At 42.8% G+C, this 23,035-nt stretch carries 19 protein-coding genes and 1 pseudogene; 8 read left to right on the forward strand and 12 right to left on the reverse strand.

Annotated elements, in window-relative coordinates; all coding sequences use genetic code 11:
* Window positions 1-212 precede the first annotated feature (212 nt).
* The gene (locus IM500_RS08280) at window positions 213-1,427 is read left to right on the forward strand and encodes an ATP-dependent 6-phosphofructokinase (protein ID WP_287738108.1); all 1,215 of its coding nucleotides are present in this window, start codon (window positions 213-215) and stop codon (window positions 1,425-1,427) included.
* A gap of 219 nt (window positions 1,428-1,646) precedes the next feature.
* Here the strand turns inward: IM500_RS08280 and IM500_RS08285 are convergent, their stop codons facing one another.
* The 7 genes from IM500_RS08285 to queF all read right to left on the reverse strand — a co-directional run bounded on the left by IM500_RS08285 (window position 1,647) and on the right by queF (window position 8,262).
* Window positions 1,647-1,862, reverse strand: coding sequence for a type II toxin-antitoxin system HicA family toxin (locus IM500_RS08285; RefSeq protein ID WP_002797028.1), 216 nt, complete (start codon window positions 1,860-1,862; stop codon window positions 1,647-1,649).
* 2 nt (window positions 1,863-1,864) lie between these two features.
* A complete protein-coding gene (locus IM500_RS08290) occupies window positions 1,865-2,173 on the reverse strand; it encodes a type II toxin-antitoxin system HicB family antitoxin (protein ID WP_002754318.1) in 309 nt (102 codons plus the stop codon).
* A gap of 279 nt (window positions 2,174-2,452) precedes the next feature.
* Complete coding sequence (locus tag IM500_RS08295; protein WP_287738109.1) at window positions 2,453-5,344, reverse strand: NACHT and WD repeat domain-containing protein; 2,892 nt, start codon at window positions 5,342-5,344, stop codon at window positions 2,453-2,455.
* A 65-nt stretch (window positions 5,345-5,409) separates the two neighbouring features.
* Window positions 5,410-5,805 (reverse strand): hypothetical protein, encoded by a 396-nt coding sequence (locus IM500_RS08300; protein WP_287738110.1) that lies wholly within the window; start codon window positions 5,803-5,805, stop codon window positions 5,410-5,412.
* 26 nt (window positions 5,806-5,831) lie between these two features.
* Window positions 5,832-6,254, reverse strand: coding sequence for a Het-E N-terminal domain-containing protein (locus tag IM500_RS08305; RefSeq protein WP_190723024.1), 423 nt, complete (start codon window positions 6,252-6,254; stop codon window positions 5,832-5,834).
* A 353-nt stretch (window positions 6,255-6,607) separates the two neighbouring features.
* On the reverse strand, window positions 6,608-7,639 hold the full coding sequence (locus IM500_RS08310) for a PstS family phosphate ABC transporter substrate-binding protein (protein ID WP_190723023.1): 1,032 nt from the start codon (window positions 7,637-7,639) through the stop codon (window positions 6,608-6,610).
* Between the two features lie 227 nt (window positions 7,640-7,866).
* Window positions 7,867-8,262 carry a preQ(1) synthase gene (queF, locus tag IM500_RS08315; protein ID WP_002740916.1) on the reverse strand — a complete coding sequence of 132 codons (396 nt, stop codon included), beginning with the start codon at window positions 8,260-8,262 and terminating at the stop codon, window positions 7,867-7,869.
* Between the two features lie 227 nt (window positions 8,263-8,489).
* On the opposite strand from queF, the gene IM500_RS08320 reads away from it, so the two are divergent.
* The 4 genes from IM500_RS08320 to IM500_RS08335 all read left to right on the forward strand — a co-directional run bounded on the left by IM500_RS08320 (window position 8,490) and on the right by IM500_RS08335 (window position 11,510).
* Window positions 8,490-9,671 carry a M20 family metallopeptidase gene (locus IM500_RS08320; protein WP_190723022.1) on the forward strand — a complete coding sequence of 394 codons (1,182 nt, stop codon included), beginning with the start codon at window positions 8,490-8,492 and terminating at the stop codon, window positions 9,669-9,671.
* Between the two features lie 158 nt (window positions 9,672-9,829).
* Window positions 9,830-10,294 (forward strand): MEKHLA domain-containing protein, encoded by a 465-nt coding sequence (locus tag IM500_RS08325; RefSeq protein ID WP_190723021.1) that lies wholly within the window; start codon window positions 9,830-9,832, stop codon window positions 10,292-10,294.
* Window positions 10,295-10,308: 14 nt separating this feature from the next.
* Complete coding sequence (gene pyrF / locus IM500_RS08330) at window positions 10,309-11,010, forward strand: orotidine-5'-phosphate decarboxylase (RefSeq protein WP_190723020.1); 702 nt, start codon at window positions 10,309-10,311, stop codon at window positions 11,008-11,010.
* Complete coding sequence (locus tag IM500_RS08335; RefSeq protein ID WP_061431790.1) at window positions 10,974-11,510, forward strand: hypothetical protein; 537 nt, start codon at window positions 10,974-10,976, stop codon at window positions 11,508-11,510. The genes pyrF and IM500_RS08335 overlap by 37 nt, the downstream gene beginning before the upstream one ends.
* Here the strand turns inward: IM500_RS08335 and prmC are convergent.
* The 3 genes and pseudogenes from prmC to IM500_RS08350 all read right to left on the reverse strand — a co-directional run bounded on the left by prmC (window position 11,507) and on the right by IM500_RS08350 (window position 14,011).
* Window positions 11,507-12,391: a peptide chain release factor N(5)-glutamine methyltransferase gene (gene prmC / locus IM500_RS08340; RefSeq protein ID WP_061431789.1), complete on the reverse strand. Its 885-nt coding sequence runs from the start codon at window positions 12,389-12,391 to the stop codon at window positions 11,507-11,509. The genes IM500_RS08335 and prmC overlap by 4 nt on opposite strands.
* Before the next feature lie 5 nt (window positions 12,392-12,396).
* Window positions 12,397-13,189: pseudogene (locus tag IM500_RS08345) on the reverse strand (Tic22 family protein).
* A gap of 387 nt (window positions 13,190-13,576) precedes the next feature.
* The gene (locus IM500_RS08350) at window positions 13,577-14,011 is read right to left on the reverse strand and encodes a hypothetical protein (protein ID WP_045362781.1); all 435 of its coding nucleotides are present in this window, start codon (window positions 14,009-14,011) and stop codon (window positions 13,577-13,579) included.
* A 220-nt stretch (window positions 14,012-14,231) separates the two neighbouring features.
* Between IM500_RS08350 and mtnA the strand changes: the two genes are divergently transcribed.
* A complete protein-coding gene (gene mtnA, locus IM500_RS08355) occupies window positions 14,232-15,293 on the forward strand; it encodes an S-methyl-5-thioribose-1-phosphate isomerase (RefSeq protein WP_190723019.1) in 1,062 nt (353 codons plus the stop codon).
* A 1,069-nt stretch (window positions 15,294-16,362) separates the two neighbouring features.
* On the forward strand, window positions 16,363-17,076 hold the full coding sequence (locus IM500_RS08360; protein ID WP_287738111.1) for a response regulator: 714 nt from the start codon (window positions 16,363-16,365) through the stop codon (window positions 17,074-17,076).
* Between the two features lie 51 nt (window positions 17,077-17,127).
* Here the strand turns inward: IM500_RS08360 and IM500_RS08365 are convergent, their stop codons facing one another.
* Both IM500_RS08365 and IM500_RS08370 read right to left on the reverse strand, forming a co-directional pair.
* Entirely contained in the window at window positions 17,128-18,129 is a 1,002-nt protein-coding gene (locus IM500_RS08365) for a phosphoribulokinase (RefSeq protein WP_287738112.1), read from the reverse strand.
* A 613-nt stretch (window positions 18,130-18,742) separates the two neighbouring features.
* Window positions 18,743-20,563 carry an EAL domain-containing protein gene (locus IM500_RS08370; RefSeq protein ID WP_190723017.1) on the reverse strand — a complete coding sequence of 607 codons (1,821 nt, stop codon included), beginning with the start codon at window positions 20,561-20,563 and terminating at the stop codon, window positions 18,743-18,745.
* Window positions 20,564-21,473: 910 nt separating this feature from the next.
* Here IM500_RS08370 and IM500_RS08375 point away from each other — a divergent pair.
* A complete protein-coding gene (locus tag IM500_RS08375; RefSeq protein WP_190723016.1) occupies window positions 21,474-23,000 on the forward strand; it encodes a bifunctional aminoglycoside phosphotransferase/ATP-binding protein in 1,527 nt (508 codons plus the stop codon).
* Window positions 23,001-23,035 lie beyond the last annotated feature (35 nt).

The raw sequence follows: 23,035 nt of genomic DNA on the forward strand, positions 1-23,035 counted from the left end.
ACTGGGGGAATGGGGGAATGGGGAAATGGGGAAATGGGGAAATGGGGAAATGGGGGAATGGGGAATTTCAACTAAAACCCTAAAACCCTAAAACCCCAAAACCCCAAAACCCTAAAACCCTAAAACCCTAAAACCCTAAAACCCTAACACCCCAAAACCCTAACACCCACCCGACTCCCGACAAAGAAAAAAAAATCCTGGAGGATATAACCATGAACGAGAATCAAAGGAAAAAAATCGGCATTCTGACCAGTGGTGGCGATTGCCCGGGGTTAAATGCGGTAATTCGTGCCGTGGTGAAATCATCAAAACTCAAGGGTTGGGATGTGTACGGCATTCCCTACGGGACCGACGGTTTTATGCAGATTGCCGAGGGGAAATATCACCCCCAAGATTTGATCCTGACTCAGCATGGCTATAACCTACCCGGGGTCTTGAAAGGATTAGACGTTTTGCAGTTTCTTAGTGGTAGTGTCTTGGGTTCTTTGAGCAAAGGACATCCCGAAAACCCAGAAATTGCTGCGAAAATCCTGCAAGGATACGAAATGCTGGGATTAGATGCCCTGATCGTCGTCGGGGGCGATGGGAGCATCGATATCATCTACGATCTCGCCCAGAAAGGCAATTGGAATATTATCGCGGTTCCCAAAACCATCGATAATGACGTTCCCTATACGGAATGGGCAGTCGGTTTTACCACTGCCGTCGATATCGTCACCCAAGCTTTGTATGATCTCACCTTTACCGCCGCTAGTCACGAAAGGGTGATGATTGTGCAGGTGATGGGTAGAGATGCCGGTCATCTAGCTCTTCATGCCGGAATTGCCGGGGGGGCCGATGCGATTTTTATTCCCGAATTAACCCCGGCTCTCACTCCCGAAATTATCGACGGTTGTTGTCGTCATTTGGCAGAATTACGCGCTCAAGGTCGTAAATTCGCTCTCATTGTGATTTCTGAGGGTGTTAAGAACGAAAATAACCAAAAAGAGAAGTATATTGCCGATTATTTAGAAAAATTAATATTTGACAAAACTCGTTCTTTGTGCGTTACCGATCCCGTCTTCTGTTATCTCAATTCCATGGATGTGCGGGCCATGTCTTTGGGACACCTGCAAAGAAGTCGTCCTCCTTTGGCCATGGATCGACTGTTAGCCACGGCTTTCGGCATTAAGTCCGTAGAATTAATCGAACAGGGAAAACTCGATCGCGTGGTGATTTGGCGCGGGGGACAAGTGCGTAGTTTGCCCCTGAAACCAGTGATCAAAATTATCAAACAATGTCATCAAGAGCATCGCTGTGCCTATCCCGTGGATCCTGAGGGTTTTATCGTCAAAACAGCCCGTTCTTTGGGAATTTATCTAGGGGAAAATCCCACGACCACGACCGAGACGGCAGTAGTTCCGCAAGCTGTGGAGGCGTTGGTTTAGTGATAATAAAGCGAGAAGGGTTGCTAATACTTTCTCGCTTTTTTAATTGGTTAAGATATTTAATTCTGCTAATTTTACTTGCAATAATTTACTGTATTTTATGGCTTTTCTCAGTAATCTGTCATCGGTGGTTAACAATACGTCTATTCTAGCATATTCAGCGCAAGCGATATGAAAAGAATCATAAAGATCAAATCCTAAATATATAACCAATACTGTTTAACTGTTGTCCCATTCTTCATCACTAATACCCGCTTGTTTGAGAATTTCCTTAACTAAATCTATAGAGATTTCTTGATTTCCATGAGGGTTAGGGATGCGAATTTTATGTTGACCCTTTTTCATAAATTGATGTTTACTACCAGAAAAAGGTCCTGTGTAACCTAAAGCTTTCAATTTTCTGATTAATTTTCTGCGAGAAATTGCTGATGGCATAACTAAACTTCTGCAACTGTTGTAACTTTAATTTCTAATCCATCTATGATAGGTAAAGGGTCGCCATCTTGTAATTTTAAAATGATCCATTCTTCTAGAACTTCTAGTAAGTCTTGACGGCATTCTTCAACGGTCAATCCATTTCCCCAAACGCCTTGAAAGCCTTCTATTTCAGCAAACCAAGTACCGTCATTTAGCCTTTTGTATTGTGCTTTTTGTAAAGCTTTTTCACAATAATTGAGTAAGATCATTTTCTTCTCTAAATCTCCATAATATGTAACTATATTATCACTTCTCCTCACCAATCCCATCACACAAACCCCTATCCTCCTCCTTAACACCAGAATTAGGATTCTGCAAATAAACCCGCACCCAATCGCAACTACGCCCCATTAAAGCGTTTAAGTCCTGCATTGTCCTACAATCTTTCTGTATTGTCCTACAACTCTTCTGCATCGCCCTATAATCCTTCTGTATCCTCACAAAGAAGTCTAAACCAAGATTAACGGGATTTTAGGATTAACTGGATTATTTACTTGGAAACTCCTGACAATCTTTTAAGATTGAGCATCCTGAAAATCCTCTAATCCTCAAAATCCTGATACTGACGATTTACCCCCAATCCCATCACACAAATGCCTATCCTCCTCCCTGACACCAGAATTAGGATTGTGCAAATAAACCCGCACCCAATCGCAACTACGTTCCATTAAAGCATCTAAATCCCAGCCATTGTTTCCATTCCAGAGTTTGATAGTGTTGTCAGCACTACCGCTCACCAATGTCTTGCCGTCGGGACTAAAATTAACGCTATTGACGTTGTCATCATGCCCCTTAAGGGTGCGGATTTCTTGGCCTGTTGACCCATTCCAGAGTTTGATAGTCTTGTTATCACTACCGCTCACCAATGTCTTGCCGTCGGGGCTAAAATTAACGCTTGTGACCCAGTTATCATGCCCCTTGAGGGTGCGGATTTCTTGGCCTGTTTCTACATTCCAGAGTTTGATAGTCTTGTCATCACTACCGCTCACCAATGTCTTGCCGTCGGGGCTAAAATTAACGCTTGTGACACGGTAATCATGCCCCTTGAGGGTGCGGATTTCTTTGCCTGTTTCTACATTCCAGAGTTTGATAGTCTTGTCATCACTACCGCTCACCAAAGTCTTGCCGTCGGAGCTAAAATTAACGCTATTGACAGGCTCATCATGCCCATGGAGGGTGCGGATTTCTTGGCCTGTTTCTACATTCCAGAGTTTGATAGTCCCGTCCCAACTACCGCTCACCAAAGTCTTGCCGTCGTGACTAAAATTAACGCTTATGACATTGCCATGATGCCCCTTGAGGGTGCGGATTTCTTGGCCTGTTTCTACATTCCAGAGTTTGATAGTCTTGTCCCAACTACCGCTCACCAAAGTCTTGCCGTCGGGACTAAAATTAACGCTTAAGACATAGCTATCATGCCCCTTGAGGGTGCGGATTTCTTGGCCTGTTTCTACATTCCAGAGTTTGATAGTCTTGTCAGCACTACCGCTCACCAAAGTCTTGCCGTCGGGACTAAAATTAACGCTATTGACCCAGTTATCATGCCCCTTGAGGGTGCGGATTTCTTGGCCTGTTTCTACATTCCAGAGTTTGATAGTCTTGTCCCAACTACCGCTCACCAAAGTCTTGCCATCGGGACTAAAATTAACGCTTGTGACATCTCTATCATGCCCATCTAAGCGATTGCGTTCACTTTTGCGGTTGAGAAGTTCCTGTAAGGCATTAGTCACCTCCTTGTTGTACGTCTGCTGCTTTTGTAGAATTTTTCCCGCTTTAATCGCTTCGACGAAAGCCTCCAAGTTTTTATGTTCATTCAATAGAGATAAGGAATATCTACCAAGAGACTCAGCTTGATTAAATTCGGCTTCTTTTGTCTTATTCCAAGCCATCAAACCCAAACTACTACTAACCACCACCGCCACCAAGGAACCCGCCGCAATCCTTCTCGCTGTTCTAATTTTTTCATTTTTTTGACGTTCAGCTTGACTAATACTCGCCTTAATAAACTCAATCGCCACAGGATCTAAATTAGGCAGAGAATTATTCTTTTGAAACTCAACAATTTTGGCTAACTTAGAACCGCCCCAAAGCTCACTACTCGCTTTTACTGCATCTTGCTTCTGTAAATCATCCCACTGTTTAGCATCAGCATATAAACGACTTCTCAGAACAATTATCTCCTCTTTTTCTCGAATTAAATCCTGTAACACTTTCCAAGAACGTAATAACGCCTCATGTGCCACCTCAACCGTTGCTTTCCCGTCTTCTCCCTTACTCACCAAAAGACGATTATCTATCAATTGATAGAGAACCTCCCTTTGCATTTCCTCCTGTTCAAAACTCGATTTATCCGCCCTTCTGCTAACCGCTTTTTCCCCTTCTAAACTAATTAACTCTAGAAAAATTTCCTCTGCTGCTTTCCGTTGCTGTTCATCAAATTTACTATAAATTTTATCCGCTTGTTTTTCTAGCGCACCCGTTACCCCACCAATCTCTTGATAAATCTTAATATTTAAAACCCGCTCTTGAATATGATCTTTTTGCCACAATAAATCTAACGTATATTGTAACAGAGGTAAAGAGCCAGCCTGTTCATAAAAATCGGCAATAATTTGATTAATTAATCCCTTTTCAAAGATTACCCCATTTCTCGCCGCCGGTTCAGCAATAGCTAATCTTAACTCACTTTCGTCCATATCCGTTAACATCTTGCTATACTGATCATGGATTTTTCCTAAACTGGGATAAGGACTTAATTTATCTAAAAAATCCGCCCTCATTGTCATTACAATTTTAACTAAACTATCATTCTTTTCAATTAATTTAATCAAACTTTTAATGAAAATATCTCTTTCCGTCTTCGGTGTACGAGTAAATAATTCCTCAAATTGGTCAATAAAAATAAACCATAAATCAGAATTATTTTTTAATCCTTCAACCACCTTAATTAAAGTATCTTCCTGAACAGATTGTGCTAATTTTGCTTGGTATTGTTTATATCTATTTGCCAAAAGACAACCATAAAAAGACTCAAAGGGATTAACATCAGGAACAAAAGTTAAATTAACCAATCTATTTGCGCCAAAATCATCCTTTAACTTAGGAATTAAACCCGCTTGCACGAGAGAAGACTTACCACTTCCCGACGCACCTAAAAGCAATAAAACATTCTTTTGCTTTAAATAATCAGTTAACTCAATAATCCAATTATCTCTTCCAAAAAACCTATCCTTATCATCTACTTCAAACTTCCTTAAACCCAAATAAGGTGAACCCGTAATTAAAGTTTGAGCCTGAATCTCAACTCCTGACTTTTGGGTGATAATATATTGATTGATTACACCCCCACTAATATCACCTGCAATTCCCTTAAATTCACCATCACCAATAAGACCTTTAACATCACCCCCTATTTCTAAATAATAACTTTTATCAGTCATTTTTGCTACCCCAAAATTATTCTTTTAAAGTTAACTTTAAATTGCAGTTTTAGAATTAGCACTCTTTAAGGACTTCCTACTAAACCAAACAATTTAGCCAAACCGCCTAAAATCGTTACAATTAAAGCAACTAAAATCCCTCGACTGACAAACTCTTGATTCTCTAAGCGCTTTTCCACGCCATCATTTTTTCCCTCTAGACGCTTCTCAATACCATCAATTTTTCCCTCTAGACGCTTCTCAATACCATCGATTTTTTCCTCCAGACGCTTCTCGACACCATCAATTTTTTCCTCCAGACGCTTCTCGACACCATCAATTTTTCCCTCCAGACGCTTAATTTCACCTTTAACTTCACTAAGTTCAATCTTAATATCAGTAACATCTTTTTGAAGATTGTCTAACTTTTGATTGATTTGAATTAGAAAATCTTTAAGTTCTACCTCAACAGTAATTGACATAAATTTCCCTCCTAAATAATCCTCAACTAATTAATGTTCTGACTAATATCTCCACCACTAATTTCTCCTGCAATTCCCTTAAAAGTACCATCTACCACCATTCCCTTAATATCACCACCAACATTAATATTACACTTACCTGCGGCAAATTCTTCAGGTTTTAATTGCTTGAGTAATGCTTCTGCTGTCTTAATAACCTCTGCATCTCTATCAATTTTTGCTTCAAGTAACTCTTCTTTGAGCAGTGTTTTTACCCCCTCTGAATCTGGTTTTTTCTCATGTTTATCGACGATATCACTATCATCTGTTTTCCCTTTTTCTGCAAATTTCTTCTTAATCAACGCTTTTAAACCCTCATAAGCATCCTTAACCGCTGTTCCTGCCGTATCCTTAGCAGCAGCAACCGCACCAGCAGCCAACGCAGCGAGAATTAGAGAAATTGGTTCCATTGCCTGAGACTCCAAATTAGATATTGCTGACTCAATTTTAGATCAAAGCAAAGTATCTGACGCGATTATGGCGCAGGTATTGGGCGCAAATGGCTTGCTCGTCGGGGTTGTTGGCTACTACTGCAAGCTGGACGTAGGTGGGATAGTAGCGACAGAAGGTGTAAATCCCACCGTCATCGATGCCCTGCTTGTTCGGTAAAAATCTTTCGCACTGAGGGATGATTGCGACGGGATAGCCGAAAATCTGGACAAAACTGGGAGTAGCAGTCCTCTAGATGCGCCCAATCAAGCGCACACTCAGATGAAAATTGCTCAAATTCACTTTAACCTAGATTTGTAGAAGTTGGATTAAATTATCTCAAGGGAACAAAACCAGCTTTTTCAATTAATTCCTGTCCTTGATCGGTTAATAATAAATCAGCGTAAGCTTCCCCCGCTTGTTCGTCTAATTGACCATTTTGTTTGATAATAACAAAAAGACGACGGGTGATCGGGTATTCTCCCTTTTGAAAAGCTAATTCATTCAGTTGATTACGCTTCTGGGGACATTGGGAAGACGGGATCGAAGGTTCTTGATAGGGGGCAACTAACTTATTTTCGCTTTTACCGAGGGGTAAAGTTTTAATTCCACACTGGGGAACTACTTCCGGTGCAGAAGCATAGTAAATTCCTCCTAAATTTTGGGAAACTTTTCTGAGAGCGGGAGTTGTACTATAAACGTACTGAGTATTATTTCCAAAATCGGCTTTTTCTAAAACCTGATCGATAAAAAATTCCACGGTTCCCCCATCTTCCTTGCGTCGGGAATAGGGAATAATGGCTAAATTAGGCCCGCCCACTTGCCGCCAATTGCGAATTTTTCCTGTATAAATATCTTTTAACTGGGTAATTGTTAGACCGGAAACCGGTAAATCGGGATGAACTGCGATCGCAATTCCATCGATAGCCACGGGAACCTCTTTTAAGGTCAATCCCCGTTGTTGAGCGCGTTGTATTTCCTCATCTTTGAGCGATCGAGATGCTTGGGAAAAAGCCAATTGATTCTCGATTAACATCCGAATACCGCTGCCGGTGCCGGGGGTTCCCGCAGTGGGATCGGTATAGACGAGGCGAAATTTCGGCCAGACTTGCTGGATAATAAAGTCCACTTCCTTGCGAATCGGGGCCCAAGTGGTACTTCCCCCGTAGTTAAATAATCCTTCCGGGACATTTTTAACCGCAGCTAACGTTTCGGAAATTTGATTATTCGAGGAGGAAGAAGAATTAGATCGATCATTGAGATTGGGAAAGGTTTTGTTGAGCAACCACCAAGCAATTCCTCCTAAAAGTGTCGATGTCACCATAACCGTCAACAGCAGCGGAAGAATTTCATTTTTCTGGGACATAAAATCAGGATCACGATTCGGACTACTTTAATGATAATCCCAGCTTTTTTTAATGACACTAACTTTTACAATTCTTTCGGGTTGTGCCAAGGGTTAAGGAGCAACCATAGAGACACGAACAACAGAAAGCAGAGCGCAGAACACCTTCCAACAGCAAAAAACTTGAACAACAAAAACTAGAACAGCAAGGGATGGGGTTGCTCCCATCCCCAAACTAGACAATTATGCTATTCTTTTTTATACATCACCTCCACCACGGTATGTACGTTACCTCTGGGATGAAAATCCCCCTTAACTTTCATCTGCAAGGGTTCGCAAGCGGCCACCAAATCATCTAAAATTTGGTTAATTGCTTCTTCGTGGGAAATATAACGATCGCGATAACTATTAATATAAAGTTTAATCGCCTTTAATTCCATCACCTTTTGATCGGGAACGTAGCTAAGATAAATAGTGGCAAAATCGGGATAACCGGAAAAGGGACACTTACAGGTATATTCCGGCAGAGTGATCTGAATATCGTAATTTCTGCCAGGGCGTGGATTGGGGAAAGTAATTAATGTTCCTTCGGCAATTTCTCTTTCCCCGTACTTAACTTCAATTTTTTCGGAAGACTGAACCATGTTTTTTCCTAACTAGACAATGTTTCCTATCATAGCTGGAATATTCTCTCAAGAGGCGTTACCGAATCAACAGATGAATAGTAACTCCTGCATCCTATTGACAAATTAGCTTAGTCCAGGGTTGAAAGAATGCCGAGAAGACAATGCAGACTTAAAATCAGCCAAGTCGAATTTTCAGGTAAAAAATGCTCTATGATTAACTCTAAAGATACTGTAAAACTGGTTTCATGCTCTCCGAGATTAAAAACATAGCCGAGAGTCTCGCACCCCGATTAGTGGAGATTCGCCGCCACATTCACGCGAATCCAGAGTTAAGTGGGCAAGAATATCAAACGGCCGCCTATATTGCCGGGGTTTTGTCTTCCTGTGGTCTATCGGTGCAGGAAGCGGTGGGAAAAACGGGAGTTAAGGGAGAATTGGCGGGAAAAGGCAGTGATCGAAGGATTTTAGCCATCCGCGCCGATATGGATGCCCTACCGATCCAAGAAAGAACCGATTTAGACTTTGCTTCCCGCAAACCGGGGATTATGCACGCCTGCGGTCACGATGTTCATGCTACCGTCGGTTTAGGGGTGGCGATGGTGCTTTCCCGTCTCTCGGAACCTTTGGGGGGAAAAATACGCTTTCTCTTTCAACCAGCAGAGGAAATCGCCCAGGGGGCCAATTGGATGATCCGGGAGGGGGTGATGCGGGATGTCAGCGCCGTTTTGGGGCTGCACGTTTTCCCCTCGATTCCGGCCCGATCGATCGGAGTTCGTTACGGGGCCTTAACTGCAGCTGCCGACGATCTGGAGATTTTTATTCAAGGGGAATCCGGCCACGGGGCCCGGCCCCACGAGGCGATCGATGCTATCTGGATCGCTTCGCAAGTAATCACCACTTTACAACAGGCAATTAGTCGGACTCAAAACCCTTTGCGTCCCATTGTCCTCACCATCGGGCAGATTAGCGGTGGTCGCGCCCCCAATGTCATCGCCGATCAGGTACGCATGGCGGGAACCGTGCGATCGCTGCACCCAGAAACCCACGCCCATCTCCCGGAATGGATCGAGAGTTTGGTCACGAATGTCTGTAGCACATATAACGCTAAATGTCAAGTAAATTATCGCCGGGGCGTGCCATCGGTACAAAATGACCAATTTTTAACCCGGTTAGTCGAAGAAGCTGGTTTAGAAGCTTGGGGACAGGATCGGGTTTTAATTCTCTCGGAACCCTCCATGGGGGCCGAGGATTTTTCCCTTTATTTGCAACAGGCCCCGGGGACAATGTTCCGTCTGGGAGTGGGTTCTCCTCACCTCCTCAATCCCCCCCTTCACCATCCGGAATTTTTAGTGGATGAGTCGGCAATTCTCACGGGAGTGATTACTTTAGCCTACGCGGCCTATAAATATTGGCAACGGCCAGATTAAACCGGTTTTTCAAGATAATTTTATGGAAATTTGGCAAGATTTAGAACGTAGGTTGGGTTGAAGCATGAAACCCAACACCCGCATAGTTTACGCTACCGCTAACCCATCCTACAAATAATTGTGCCTCCCTACTTAAACCGGTTTTTCAAGATAATTTTATGGAAATTTGGGAAGATTTAGCTATTATAGCTTGGACGGAATTGCTGCTGGATAATTATGAACGATTAATCGGGCGATCGCTTTTACCCCGGATCGGTACTGGCAAAGAACAGAGTAAAATGCTCTTTTATGCCCCTTTTGTGCTAGTTTCCCACGGTACACAAACTAATCCGATCTTCAATTATGGTAATCGCTGCGCCCTCGATCTCTGGGGTTTAACTTGGCCAGAATTATTAACAACTCCTTCGCGAGCGACGGTAGAGGGGGAGGAAATCGCCAAAGAACGCCAAAAAATGCTAGATTTAGTCAAAAAACAGGGCTATATCAACGATTATCACGGGGTAAGGATCACGAAAAACGGTCAACTATTTCGCATCGAAAAAGCGATCGTTTGGAATATCATCGATCGTGATGGCATTTACTGCGGACAGGCTGCCACTTTTGCCGATTGGATTTTTCTCTGATTTATCACCCCAATATGACCAACTCAGACCGAATTATTGTTCCTCTCGATGTGCCGGATTTAGAATCAGCGATCGCACTGCTTGATCTGTTGCCGGAAGTCAATTTTTGGAAAGTGGGACTAGAATTATTTGTCAGTAGCGGTGCAGAAATTCTAGGGATTCTGCAAGAAAGACAAAAAAAGAGCTTTCTCGATCTAAAATTTCATGATATTCCCAATACAATCGCCGGGGCCTGTCGTTCAGCTAGTCGCTATCAAGTGGATTTACTCACCCTGCACGCTACGGCCGGACGGCAAGCACTGACGGCGGCTAAGGGGGCAATCTCTGACCTGCTATCGCCGCCAAAACTTCTCGCTATCACCGTTTTAACCAGCCTTAACGCCCGCGAATTAGCCCTCGACCTCAAAATTCCCCTAGAACTATCGGAATATGGGTTAAATCTGGCATTATTGGCCAAAGAATCGGGAATTGATGGGGCGGTTTGTTCTCCCCAGGAAGTGGCGCAATTGCGTCGCGTCTGTGGAGAGGATTTTCTCTTAGTTTGCCCCGGAGTTCGTCCCTCCTGGTCAACGAAAGGGGATCAAAGTCGGGTGATGACTCCGGCCCAAGCGCTTAAAGCTGGGGCTGATTATCTAGTAATTGGACGACCGATCACCGGTGCCGAGGAGCCAAAGGTAGCATGGGCAAAAATTTGTCACGAATTAGCCGATATTTAGGGGTATTACTGGTTATTTTCGGGATTAACTTGCCAGCAGTTAGTCGTCCTCTTTCTAGCTGTCCGGAGGATTTAAATCTTTTAGTTGATCGCCTCTTGTCAGATTTACCCAGTTATGCTAATCGAGTTATTACCCGCTCCCAAATCGATCAAGAATTATCTACACCGGTTTTTGTGATTATTGCCGGTCGTCCCGAATTTACACCCCTACCTTTAACTGCCAGTCAATATTCTGGTCAAATTGCCGATGACACTCAACAGGTTTTTTTTACGACTTTAGAGCGTCAGTATAGCAAAAATCGCTTTGTCACTCTCCAGAATTATCACTGGTTATTTTTAACTAAAACTGGGGAAGGATGGCGATTAGTGACGGTTTACAGTCAATTAGCTGCCCTTGAACCCGCTCAAGTCCCCTTACCTCCCCTAGAAACCAGCCAAGGCACCATCGGCCAAGCGGTGCGTCTCTGGCTGCGGGACTGCGAAGCGGCTGCATTGCGCTAAATTCGCTCGGCCAAAACAAAGCGATCGAAACCTGCTAGGTCGTTAATAATCTGAATTTGTCGATAATTGCCCTGATTTTCCAGCATTTGCGCTACTTTTTCCCCTTGACCGGCTCTCATTTCCACTAGCCAAAGGCCTCCCGATCGCAGATAATCGGGAGCAGTGGCCACTAGATAGCGCAGCGCGGTCAATCCGTCTTCACCTCCATCGAGGGCCAAACGGGGTTCATGTTCCCGCACTTCAATTTGTAAGTCAAGGATTTCTGCACTGGGAATATAGGGAGGATTGGACAGCATACCGCTAATCTGTCCTTGCCACTTCTCTAGGGGTGTCCACCAAGAACCCTGTTTTAAGATAATTCTCTCGGCAAAACCGGTATTGATGATATTTTCTTTGGCGATCGCTAAAGCCGTTTGACTGTAATCAATAGCATATATTTCTGCTTTTGTCAAGATACTGGCTAAACCAATAGCGATCGCACCGCTACCGGTTCCCAGATCTACCCAGATTCCCCCGTCTTCTCCTCTGACGGTTTCTCCAACAATATCGATTAATAACTCGGTTTCGGGACGAGGAATTAAGACTTCTGGGGAGACTTTGAGGGTAAAATTACGCCAGACCACCGATTCGAGCAAATACTGTAAGGGAACCCTTGATTGCAGGCGTTTTTGCCAGCGTTTAGTAATTTCCGACCAAGAATAACTCAAAGGGATTTTTTCTCGTTCGCGAAAGGATTGTAAGCGCAGGGAAAGAGTATCTATATCTGTCACTGCTTGCAGAAAGATATCCACTTCTTTCGGAGATAGTTGCGCTTGCTCTAAATCGGCGATCGCCTGTTGGCGCCATTGACTTAATTCTTGACCGGAAATACTAGCAGACACAAGACTTAACGATTGGGGGCGGGGGGATTATTGGTATTATGATTAGGGCTTTGCTGGCGGTTGTTTGGGAGCATTTTGGTTGCTATTTGCCCGAATAAAATCAATCGTTTCTTGGCTAGGATAGAGGAGAATTTTAGTTAAAGCTTCATCGTTGCTTTGTTGTAGGGTGGCGATGACATTTTCTAAGGGAATAACATCAATTTTCACCGTGGTCGCTTCTGCGGGATTAGCTTTTTTATATTGTTCTACCATTTGCAAAGCGGCGGCCTTTTCAAAGAAGAAAGGAATCAAATCCTGATTATTGCGACTGATCACCAGAAAATTACTCTCTTTTCCTGCTTTCGGCACAAACAAAGGTACACCACCTTGATATTGTTGACCTCTTTCACTGAGCAGTTTTTTCGCTGATTCTACTTCCGACTCTTTGGGAACAAAATCGATAATTAAACGATTTTGATCGGTTTGACTGGTTTGCATTTTATAGACCTGTGCCAAAGAAACAGGCTGAACTTTAACTTTACTAGCCACTTCAGGATTCTCTTTTTTCAGTCGTTCAAAAAAGTTTTGTGCGTCCTGCCGACTGATAAAAACCCCCGTGAATTTCTGTTCTTTTTCTCCTACGGCAATTAGGGGAACTCCTTGATCGTCGGCAATAGCGAAGACAGGTACAGACTGCAAGGTTTTGACGATTTGTTCTTCCGGTAAAGCGAGTGCTTTAGAATAGCTGCCCAGCAGCGAAGTCAACATTGTCGTTCCTACTAAACCAAGAGTTGCTGTCCAACGAATGAGAGATTTCATCAAAATAATTACCTCGTTATTACTATTAACCAATATTTGCCATTAATCTGAACTATATCGTCTGCTTAACTCCTCCGATCAGGAGTTTTCCGATGAATAACCAGCCCCAAAAGTTCCCTTTATTGGCTTGCTTCTGAACCATCATAGCTAAAAAGCTCCATATTTGGTGAGATGTGGTCGCAGCGGCGGCCAGGAAATAGGGGCAATTTATGGGCTGATCTGGGGAATAATAGGGATTAATTGGATTTTTTAAGCTATATTTTCAAAAAAATCGCTTTAGCTACGGTTTAAGCTTGCTTTTGCCTTAATAAGCACCAACTTGAGATCAAAAGGCCTCCTCTTGTCTGAATCAGTTAGTCAACTGGCTACCTTTTGATCTTGGCACTACTAATGACTTTCGGAGAGATGGTGCGGATGGGCGATCGCTAACCGCAGCCATTGATAGGAAACTAGATTTAAAATCAGTCCGATGATCAATAAAATTGCCATGAGAGCGATTTGATACCAGGCGATCGGTCTGACCAGAAGATCGGCGATCAGATGGGCTAAATTCAAGACAGAATAGAGAATTGTCAGCCAGAAATGGGTCTTTCTCAAGGAGCGACTTTCGCTAAAATTGACCCCGATAATCGCTAACATTGGCAGCAAAAAAAAGAGCAACATTCCCCAGAAAATCGGATCGAGATTGCTGGTTTGATGACTCTCGACGATCGATTGACCATGGAAGAGCGGCATTAAACCCAGTTGGGTGTGAAATAGGGTTCCCAAGAGGAATGTTGTCCAGAGAGCGGCAATTTTTTCGGGATATTTTGCTGTTTTCACGGTAATTATCCTCTTAATCGGTTAGTATAAAAGGTCGGGCTAGGTGAGAAAGTATTCTTAAATTTTTCCTAGTCACTTATCTATACATTCTAAAAAAAGTTTCTGTATTTAAAATTACTTTTTACAAAAAAACACAAAATAGTTTTTACTGCTGATCAGCCGTGGAGAAAGGCCGCTGCTATAGTGGTAAATTTAGCTAATTCTCAATCTAAAAATGTTTATGACCACAACCGCTTGCGAGAGTAACTCGATCTATCCCGTGCGTTGGCAAGATAACAAAGTTTGGCTGATCGATCAAACCCGTTTACCCATGGAGTATGGGGAAGTTGAAATCACCAGCAGTGAAGCCATGGCCCGGGCGATCGAAACGATGATTGTCCGCGGCGCTCCGGCGATCGGGGTGGCGGCTGCATACGGTATGGTTTTAGGAGCGCAGGAAATTACCACCGACCAGAAAGAGGAATTTCTGGCTGATTTAACTAGAATAGCCGATCGATTAGCCCAAACCCGGCCGACGGCGGTGAATTTATTCTGGGCGATCGAGCGAATGTTAAAAGTGGCCAGGGAAAGTGGCCCAGAAGTGGCAGTAATTACCAAAAATCTCCTTGAAACTGCCCAAAATATCCAAAAAGAAGACGTGGAAACCTGTCGGGCGATCGGTCACCATGGTTTATTGGCGCTGCCGGAGCAACCGGAAAAACTGACAATTTTAACCCACTGTAATACTGGTTCCCTAGCCACGGCCGGTTATGGTACTGCTTTAGGGGTAATTCGTTCCGCTTGGACAGCAGGGAGATTAATACAAGTGTATGCAGACGAAACCCGGCCGCGGCTGCAAGGGGCAAAATTAACCGCCTGGGAATGTCTGCGGGAGGGAATTCCCGTCACCGTGATCACCGATAGCATGGCGGCCCACTGTATGCAGCAAAAACTGATCGATGCGGTGATCGTTGGGGCCGATCGCATTGCGGCCAATGGGGACACGGCCAACAAAATCGGCACCTATTCCCTTGCGGTGCTGGCAAAAGCTCATCATCTGCCTTTTTATGTGGCTGCCCCCCTATCGACGGTGGATTTTTCCCTTAAGGATGGTACGGGGATACCGATCGAACAGCGCGATCGTGCCGAAATTTATCAGGTGGGGACAACTACCCTTTGCCCTAGAGATGTTAACTTTTATAACCCCGCTTTCGATGTTACTCCCGCCGCTTTAATCACCGCTATCATTACGGAAAAAGGAGCGGTAACACCGGCTGAATTAATTTTTTTACAGGACTCCTAGGGGGTGAGCTTTTTCCCCACTGACACCATTTTTATCTGGATTGGCACAGTGGGGAAAAATTCCGCCTCAATCCCATTGGAGGTGACGGCCAAGGAAAAAATGGGTAAGATCACTATTGACAAATAAACCAAAATGGTGTACAACAATACAATCAAGAAAAACCATGATTAAGATTTACTTTTATCTATAGTTAAACACTATTATTTAGTTAATAATCCTAATTAGGGTTGGCTGAATAAATGTGAAATATAGACGGGGTAAGCGTTGTGGTGGCTTTTTTGGCGAAGGCTCTGCAAGCTTTTAAAGCTAGTGGCTCGAAAACCTTGCATCTTGCGGCGATCGCGTCCCTACTTTTTCAGCAAACCCTAATAAGTAGGGAGGCACAATTATTTGTAGGATGGGTTAGCGGTAGCGTAACCCATGCGGACGTTGGGTTTCATGCTTCAACCCAACCTACGTTCATCTTATATTTAATTCCACCCACCCACTTAATTAGTCTTCAAATGTATCCTTTTTTTGACCGAGACCGAAAATGCCTAAGTCCCAATAGACTAAAAAATTAATTGAACCAGAGTTTGGTTCTATTCTATGAAAATCCAAGCAGCTCAAAGATGTATTCTTCTTAAAATTATCTTGGCTCTTCTCGACTTTGTGTAATAATTTTTGCCGATCAAATTCTGAAATGTTTACTGGGAAAGACTTTCAGGGCTATTTTGGTGAATAAATCAACTATCAGTATAGGCCTCGTTTCCACACAGAAACCAGAAAAGCCAAATCCTTGCATAATCGAGATTTGTATGATATTATAAATAAATAATTAAAGCAGAAAATTCTGGGTAATTTGGGTAGATTTGAGTATATTTTAGGGGAGGCTAAGTATATTTGCCATCTCTGCTTTTAGTAAGTATCAATAAAATCAACCGGAAAAAGGGGATTGCCGAATGAAGATAAGAAAGCGGAATTCAGAGAAGGAGGAAGGGAGTGAAGTCAATGTTAAGGAGCGGCTCTAATAATCGAAAAGCCAAAATTATCAAATCATCACTTACTTCGGCGAAACTGGTCAAAAAATATGGATAAAGTCCGGGTTATCGTTGTAGAAGATCACGATTTAACCCGCATGGGCTTAGTGGTGGCTCTCCAGCATCGGGAAGGTATCCAAGTGGTAGGGGAAGCGATCAGTGGATTACAGGGACTGAAACTGCTAGAGGAGACTAAACCCGATGTAGCGATCATCGATATAGGTTTACCCATGATCGATGGGATCGAGTTAGTGCGACGCTTCCAACAAAATCGGGGCGAAGACCCCCTGGCCACGAAAATCCTCATGCTAACCATGCACAAAACCCAAGAACAGGTTTTAGCGGCTTTTAGTGCTGGTGCTGATTCCTACTGTATGAAGGATATTAGCATTGATAAGTTAATCGAGGCGATTTATTCCACCCACGAAGGCAATCATTGGCTTGACCCTGCGATCGCCAATATTGTTCTGCAACAAGTGCGCCAAAATGTTCCCGTCGGTGCGGCTGCCGGGACCAAAACAGTGATAATTCAAGGCGTTGACCGAGAATATCACCAATTGCTGGAAAATGCCCCCCTAACGGCACGAGAGCGAGAAATTCTCGATCTGATTGTCGCGGGTTGTAGTAATGCCGAGATTGCCCAGCGACTCTATATCACCATCGGCACGGTGAAAACCCATGTCCGCAATGTCTTAAATAAACTCTCTGTGGATGATCGGACTCAAGCGGCAGTGCTGGCCCTGCGATCGGGATTAGTGGATTAAAAAAACCGGCATCCTACCCGGGTAGGATGCCGGCTTGGTCAAAACTAGAAACTAGACTTGGGCTGCCACTTTTGCTTCGGCTGCCATTAGTTTTTCGTAGGTTTCACGCATTTTGAGACCGACTAATACTTGGAATAAACCCGTACCATTGGTAGAGCCGGGATAATCCTTGTGTTTGAGCAGTAATTCGGTCATTTCACCGTAGTATTTAGTGCCGGTTTTGCTCAAATGGCTTTCGATGTAGATCATTTCTTCGAGGTTATCGAATTGACCATCTAGTTCCAGAATCGACACTTCATTCCCCAAGAAGCCATCTGGACCATAGTAGAGTTTAATGCCGGGATAAGCGCAGGTCAATTTACGACCGCAGGGCCGCCAATCGATGGTGGAACCTTCATCAAACAGATAAGCGGGTTCAAAGTTTTCCACCCCTTCTTTCTGGATTAAACGGACCCGTAGTAACTTACTTTCGTGATCTTCGAGTAATTGGGTGGGCAGCACCTGAATCACCACGTCAGCGTACTGTCTCTGGGGATCGATATAGGCACTGAAATCCGGTTTTCTAGAATTAATAGCCGCCATCACATCATCATAGGTGTGACCGCGCTCGGCCATATCCCGTTGAATTTTCCAGTTAACTTTGACTTCATCGCTAATATCGAGATAAACGCTGAAATCTAATAGGGACCGGACTCGTTCATCATATAAGGGGTGCAGTCCCTCGATCACGATTACCTTATTCGGTTCGATGATTTCGGGGGGATCGATCATCCCCGTTTCATGATTATAAATAGGTTTATTAATGGCTTGACCTTCCTTGAGAGCTTTAATCTGCTCGTACATCAGGTCAAAGTTATTCGCTTTCGGATTGAGTGCGGTGACACCCACCTCTTTTCTCTGTTTGCGATCGAGGCAATGGTAGTCATCTAAACAGATCACTGTCATAAACTCGGCCCCGAATAAATCCGTCAAACGACGTAAAAAAGTAGACTTCCCACAACCGGAGTCCCCAGCTACACCGATTAGAACCACGCGCTCTGGCTTATTGGCCATAGTTTCCCTCTAAATACACGACTAATTGTTAACCCATAGTAGTAATTAAACCAGACTCTGGATCCAGCAGCACCCCGCCGCCACAAATTGCTGCTGCTGACAGGTTCGGCAAGAGCCTCACGCTAGAATGAGTAGGTATTTGATACTAGATATTCTGTTCAGATCATACCGGAATCAGTGACCAAAATCAGTTATCAGTAATCAGTTATCAGTAAACAGTGATCAGTGAAAGGACAGCACTGTTAAGTAGTCGTGCAAAATTAATTTCCTAGTGAAGATAGGCAAGAGGCAAGAGGCAAGAGGTGGTTAGATATGTGTAATTAATTTTGCTTAGGTACTTAATGCTATTTAGGGCTTGCTGAATAAATCTAAAAACCTTTTTGGATAAGGCTTTTAGACTTTTTTGACCTCAAAAAGTGCCGACCATTGGAGTGATTGGGGGGAAAATTCAGGTAATTTTTCCCTGAAAATTAGGTAATTGACCACCTGAAAATGGGTAAAACCCCACACCCCACACCCCACACCCCACACCCTGCCCCTAGGAAAAGCTTTTTGCCGCAAACCCTATTTACTCCTCCTTACTAAAAACCCAGAGCTGATAACTGGTAACTGATCACTGATCACTGATTACTGACAGGCTGCGGTGGGTGTGGAGAAATTTAGTCATTTCCTCCACTGCTAGAGGGCCACTGATGCGATTGCCTTGCATTCTCTCGCAACCTAATTCTTGCAGGATTTCTAATTGTTGTTGGGTTTCTACTCCCTTGGCGATCACTATTAAGTTAAAACTTTTCGCTATCGCCAGCAATGACGAGATAAAACGGGTATCTTGGGGATTATTACTCAGGTTTTTCGTTAAAGATTGCTCTATTTTCAGTTTTTTCACGGAAAATTGACCGAGATAGGCGATCGACGCGTAACCGCTGCCAAAATCATCAAGGGTGATACTAATACCCAATTCCTGCAAATCCCCAAGAATTCGACCGGTTTCGCGGCTATTTTCTAGTAAACTTGTCTCGGTTATTTCCATCTCCAGAAAGAAAGGCCCGATTTTGCTTTCAGTCAAGACTTCTTTGAGGATGGTGAGCAACTGCGGATCCCGCAATTGGTGCGGGGACAGATTGATCGAGATGGGAGTGTATAATAATCCTCGCTGCTGCCATATTTGTGCTTGTTGACAGGCATTTTTCAGCACCCAACGATTAAGCTCAAGGATTAACTCGCTTTCTTGGATTAAGGGTAAGAAACGATTAGGAGCGATTAATCCGAATTGAGGGTGTAACCAGCGCAATAATACCTCTAACCCTTCCACTTGCCACTGAGTCATATTAACTTGCGGTTGATAGTAAAGAGCTAATTCATTATTTCTGATTGCCTGATAGAGAAAATATTCAACTTTAGAACTACGAGTATTTTTAGGGTGAACATTAACTGACTCTATCTTGGAGTTATTATTGATATTATTCTTGACCGCTACTAAATTTTCCTCCAGTTTCTGTAAAATTATTTTTCTGTCTGTGCCGACGGGGGGACAGATAACTGAACCTAAATTGAATCGCACGGCTAGGGAGTGATTTTCGATTTCGTAATTATTTTCTAGGGTTTCAATAATTCTTTGACTAACTTTTTCCAGATCATTAGCCTTATTAATTTGTGGCAGCAGGATAATAAATTCGTCCCCTCCCCAACGAGCGACTATATCCCCCGATCTCAAATTTTTTCTTAACCGTTCACTGACGATTTTTAATAGCTTATCTCCCAGTCGATAACCTAGTCGATTGTTGACATTTCTTAGCCGCTCTACATCCACTAATAACAGACCGAGCATTTGATTACTTTTCTGGGCATTATTAATAGCATTTGACAGATATTCATTAAAGATAGAACGGTTAGGCAAATTCGTGAGAGGATCTAGGAAAGATTCCTCTTGAGTCCTGTGATCAAAACTAATGGTCTGGGATGGGGAATGATGGAGAATTAGGGTACTTTTTGTGTGGAGGTTATCCCGGCTATAATTTGCTTCATTTTCCGTCAGATCCACTCGTAGCTGTCCTGAACTTTTAACCGGTGCTTGCTCTATTTTTTCTTGACTGGCTATTAAATGAAAACTGGCGTTTATATCACAGCCAAAGTTAATTAAATCACCATCTTTTAATTCATGAACCAAGCATTTAGACCCATTGACATAAATACCATTATGACTTTTATTTCCCTCTAAATCACCATCAAGAATCCAATAGGAAAAATTTTGGCGATCAATACTCTTTTTAATTAAAGTCGCATGATAGCGAGACGCGTATTTGGAGCGAAGAACAATTTGATTATCGGACTTACGGCCGAGAGAATATTTCATGTCTTCTAGGGTAATTGTTCTTCTCCCTTGAGGATCTTCCACAATGAGGAGATAACGGGAATTGGATGAACCATTAATCATTTTTTCGATACCTCGACAAAATATAAGTTAATATGCTCCCTCAAAAAGTCATGGCTTATTCGTCTTTGACTTAATTTATTTTCTCAATCAAGTGTTGGGTGTGATTCGGAACAGTTACTTAACAAGAATTGAGTCACATCTTCTGGTTTCAAGGCCTGAGTCAACCAAAATCCTTGTACTTCTTCAAATTCTGTACTAGGCCGATTATAGTCGATAACATGGCTAAATGCTCGGTTTTTGATGGTAAAGATGGGATAAAGGTTCGCTCTTCAAGCTGTCGAGGGGATATTTATCAATATAACTTAAGAAGGAATAGCCAGCATCAAAATTATCTAAAACTAACTGTACCCCTAATTCCTTGGCTTAAAGCTGACCCCGCTTCTAGGGGGTCTTAACGAGTAATTTAGATAGTCAACAGCTTACCGACAATCAGCAATTATCGAAAAAATCGGGTCTAAAACCTCGCCTTTTAAGGCGAAAAGTTTTGGGAGCGGGGCATAAATCCCCGTTACAAAAACGGCCTCCTGCCTCCTGCCCCCTGCCCCCTGCCTTCGTTAACAGTCATCCTTAAACTGGTACAAATGTATAAACAAACCCCTGTAAGCATCCCACTTGCTCCCGCTAATGCTTTCCAGCGTTTGGGGGAGACAGTTCCTCCACGGACATCTGATAGCAAATCGGTTTTTAGTGGTACGATTAACTGCCAATCAAACTTGAAAAACCCGCTCCCTTCTCCCCACTTCCCACTTCCCACTCCCCAACGGAGGGTTTGGGGGGTAGAATCCCCCAAGAGTCAAAGATTAAGTGATAAAATCGGAAATAACAGCCAATTCTAGCCGAGAGTTTCCCTTTAAAAATCCCAACCTAGTAAATTTACAAAAATGAGAGGCAACCGACAGGAGTTCTCCCTATGGATAGCAACCGATTAATCGAAGAATTAAAAAATCCCGACTTTTATCCTCATTCTGTCAAAATTCCCGTTGAAATTATCCAAACCCATGCTTCAATTATCTTCTTGACAGGAGATTATGCCTATAAAGTCAAGAAACCAGTTAATTATCATTTTTTAGATTTCTCCACTTTAGAAAAGAGAAAGTATTATCTAGAACAGGAACTAGAGTTAAATCAAAGAGTTGCTGCGAATATCTATCTGGAAGTTTTGTCAATTAATGAGGAACGGGGTAGCATAAGTTTAAATGGAGAAGGGAAAGCGATCGAATACATTTTAAAAATGAATCAGTTTCCCCAAGAATGTTTACTGAGTAAAGTTTTTGAACGGGGAGAACTAACGGAAAAAGCTATAAAATCTTTGGCTGAAAAAGTGGCAGGATTTCATCGACAAGCTGTGACTAATTCCTATATTACTCAATTTGGCAATTTAGAAGTTATTAAACAAGCTTTTGATGAAAACTACCAACAAACCGAGAAATATATTAATTTTGTCCAAACCCAAAAACAATACGATGAAACGAAAGCTTATACAGATAAATTCTTCGCAGAACACGGAGATTGGTTAGAGGAAAGACAAATAAAAGGGATGATTCGCGAATGTCACGGCGACTTACATTTAAATAATATCTGTCAGTGGCAGGGAGAAATACAATTATTTGATCGCATAGAATTTAATGAATCTTTTCGCTTCGTTGATGTCATGTATGATCTTGCTTTTACAGCCATGGATTTAACCGCTAGGGGGAGAGAAGATTTCGCTAATTTATTTGTCAATACTTATTTAGAACAAACCGCCGACTGGGAGGGTTTAAAAGTCTTGCCTCTCTACCTGACTAGACAAGCGTATGTGAGGGCAAAAGTCAATAGTTTTTTGCTTGATGGTGACACTTTTTCTGAGAAAATTAAAGCCAATGCACAGGATTATTATCAATTAGCTTGGCAGTACACACAACCGCAGAAACCGAGATTAATTCTGATGTCGGGATTTTCTGGCTCGGGTAAGAGTACCATAGGAAAAGTAATTGCTAAAAATCTTAATGCTATTCAGATTCGTTCCGATGCAGTTCGCAAACATTTGGCTGGAATTGACTTAAATCAAACAGGAAGTCTAGACATATATAGTCTCGAAATGAGTCAAAAAACCTTCGCTCGACTGGCGGAATTAGCCGAAATTTTAATAGCTTTAGGTTATCCGGTTATTCTCGATGCACGCTACGATAAATATGCTTGGCGAGAACCCTTATTAACCTATGCCCAAAATTTACAGATTCCTTTTCATATTGTCCATTGTCGCGCACCTATAGAAGTTTTAAAACAACGGATTGCCGCTAGAAAAGGCGATATTTCTGACGCTACTATCGAGGTTTTAAATGCCCAAATTGAGAAAACAGAACCTTTTAATGAAAAAGAACAACCCTATCTAATTTCCCTAGATACTACTAATCCCAATTGGCCAGAATTTTTAGAGAGTCAATTAGGTAAATAGGTTGATATGAATCAATGATATAAAGTAGCAAAAAG

It is taken from the genome of Microcystis sp. M179S2 (assembly GCF_020245805.1).
GTDB lineage: Bacteria > Cyanobacteriota > Cyanobacteriia > Cyanobacteriales > Microcystaceae > Microcystis > Microcystis aeruginosa.